At 70.6% G+C, this 2,547-nt stretch carries 3 protein-coding genes; all 3 read right to left on the bottom strand.

Annotated elements, in window-relative coordinates; all coding sequences use genetic code 11:
• Positions 1 to 1,258: FAD-dependent oxidoreductase (locus VNS22_RS23670; protein WP_325736884.1), on the bottom strand; the 1,258-nt coding region annotated here is incomplete at its 3' end.
• Positions 1,255 to 2,145, bottom strand: coding sequence for a phosphotransferase (locus VNS22_RS23675; RefSeq protein ID WP_325736885.1), 891 nt, complete (start codon positions 2,143 to 2,145; stop codon positions 1,255 to 1,257). The genes VNS22_RS23670 and VNS22_RS23675, both read right to left, overlap by 4 nt.
• On the bottom strand, positions 2,142 to 2,547 hold a 406-nt coding region (locus VNS22_RS23680; RefSeq protein ID WP_325736887.1), incomplete at its 5' end, for an ABC transporter permease subunit. The genes VNS22_RS23680 and VNS22_RS23675, both read right to left, overlap by 4 nt.

A 2,547-nucleotide genomic window follows, 5' to 3' on the forward strand; every position in this document is an offset into this window, starting at 1 on the left:
GCAGCGGCCGGCCGCTCTCGTGCTCCTCCTGGGGCCAGGCCATGGTGTAGTGCTTGCCGTAGGCTTCGAGCGTGCGGGTGCGCACCCAGTCCGGATCGGCATGGGCGCGGCCGAACCGGCGGATGTCCACCGGCCAGAGATCGAAGGGCGGCGCACCGTTCCTGACCCACTCCGCCAGCGCCATCCCGGCACCGCCGCCAGAAGCGATCCCGAACGCATTGAACCCGGCGCCGACGAACAGGCCGGACAGCTCCGGCGCCTCCCCTAAGATGAAATTGCCGTCCGGGGTGAAACTTTCCGGGCCGTTGACCAGCTGCTTGACCCCGGCCGTCTCCAGGGCCGGCACCCGGCCCAGCGCCAGTTCCATGATCGGCTCGAAATGGTCCCAATCGGGCTGGAGCAGCTGGAACTCGAACCGGTCCGGCACCTCCAGTTCCCAGGGCAGCGGGGTAGGCTCGTAGCCGCCCAACACCAGGCCGCCGACCTCCTCCTTGTAGTAGGTCAGCCGGTCGGGATCGCGCAGGGTCGGCAGGTCCGGCGTGACGCCCGGGATCGCCTCGGTGATCAGGTACTGGTGCTGCACCGGGACGAGCGGGACGTTGACGCCCACCGTACGGGCGAGCTGCCGGGTCCACTGGCCGCAACAGAGCACCAGCTTGCCGCAGCGGATCGTGCCACCGGACGTCCTGACGCCGGTGACCTTGCCGCCTTCCGCCAGGATCTCCTGGACCGCCACGCCCTCCCGGATCACCACACCCGCCTTGCGCGCCCCGCTCGCCAGCGCCTGAACGATGTCGCTGGGGCTGGCCTGGCCGTCGGTCGGCAGGAAGGCGGCGCCGACCACGTCGTCGACGGTCATGAGCGGCCACAGCTCCTGCGCCTCCTTGGGCGAAAGGAGGTGCATCTCCAGGCCGAAGGAATGGGCGGTGGTGGCCTGGCGGCGCACCTCCGTCCAGCGCTCCTCATTGCAGGCGAGCCGGAGCCCGCCATTGCGCTTCCAGCCGGTGGCATGTCCGGTCTCGGCCTCCAGCCGGTCGTAGAGCGAAACCGAGTAGCCCAGGAGCTGGGTGATGTTGGCGCTGCTGCGCAGCTGCCCAACCAGACCCGCGGCATGCCAGGTCGAGCCGGAGGTGAGGCGGCCCTGCTCCAGGAGCAGCACCTCGCCCGCCCCCATCTGGCCCAGATGATAGGCCACCGAGGCGCCCACGATCCCGCCGCCGACCACGATGATCGCGGCACTGGAAGGAAGCTCGCTCATGCCCGCTCCATGGCGTCGAGCGCGGCCACCGCCGCCTCCAGACGCGCGAGATTGGCGGCCGTATAGGCCGGGTAGTCGAAGTCCAGCGTCGAGTGGATCTCGGAGACCATGCTCCACATGGTCTCGCGCAGCAGCGATGCGGCAGTCATCGCCTGGGCCTGCACGAGCTCGCGCTCGGTCAGGCGCCGCCCGTGATAGGCCTCCGCCAGGGCCAGCGCCTCGCCGGCCTCCATCTCCGCATTCGAGGCGATCCCGCCCAGGTCGAACAGCGGCGAGTTGAACCCGGCATATTCCCAGTCGACCAGCCAGAGCCGCCTGCCGTCGTCCAGGATGTTGGCCGGCAGCAGGTCGTTGTGCCCGAACACGATCTCGACCGGCTGCACCAGGCGCTCCAGCCGGTCGGCCAGCGCCGCGAACCCGGGCAGGTGCGCGCGGTGGCGGCTGTTCCCCTCCACCAGCGTGTGCCCATAGTCGCGCAGGACGTGGAACACCCAGAACATGAAGCCGGCGCCGCGCAGATGGCGCGGCACCAGGCGGTGGCACTCCCGCAGGAGCGCCACCAGCCGGTCGCGGTTGGCGGGATCGCGCACGTCCTCGGCCGAAAACGGCCGGGCCTCGACATGGTCCAGCACCAGGATGCCCGGCTCCGCATGCACCACGGCGGGTGCCAGCCCTGCTGCCGCGGCCGCACGGCTCGCCGCCAGCTCGTTGGCCCGCACGATGCCGTGCTGCGGGATGTCGTGGCCGACCCGGACCACGAAGCGCCGGCCGGCATCGGCCACCACGAAGTTCAGGTTGGTGATGCCGCCGCCCAGCGGCTCGGGTGCCACCGCTCCCCGCCAGATCGGCAGGGCCGCCACCAATGCCGCGGCTTCGTCCGGTGTCACGCGACCGCCCCCCTCGCCTTTAGCCGCGCCACGCCCGCCTGGATCAGCCGGTCCGCGGTGATCGCGATGAACGCCACGCACAGGCCCGCGATGACGCCCCGGCCGGTATCGGCCTTGGTAAGCGCAACATAGACCTCCTGGCCGAGATCACGGGTGCCGACCAGGGCAGTGATCACCAGCATGGAGAGCGCCAGCATGATCGTCTGGTTGAGGCCCAGCATGATCTCCGACAGCGCCAGCGGCAGGCGGATCCGGGTGAGGAGCTGCCAGTTGGTGCAGCCGGCCGCCGTGCCGGCCTCGATCAGCATCGGCCGGATCTGCTGGATGCCGTGCGCGGTGTAGCGGACCGCAGGGGCAAGCGCGTAGAGCACCACCGCGATCATCGCGGTGAAGTCGCCCACC

It is taken from the genome of Geminicoccus sp. (assembly GCF_035556675.1).
Classification (GTDB): Bacteria; Pseudomonadota; Alphaproteobacteria; order Geminicoccales; family Geminicoccaceae; genus Geminicoccus.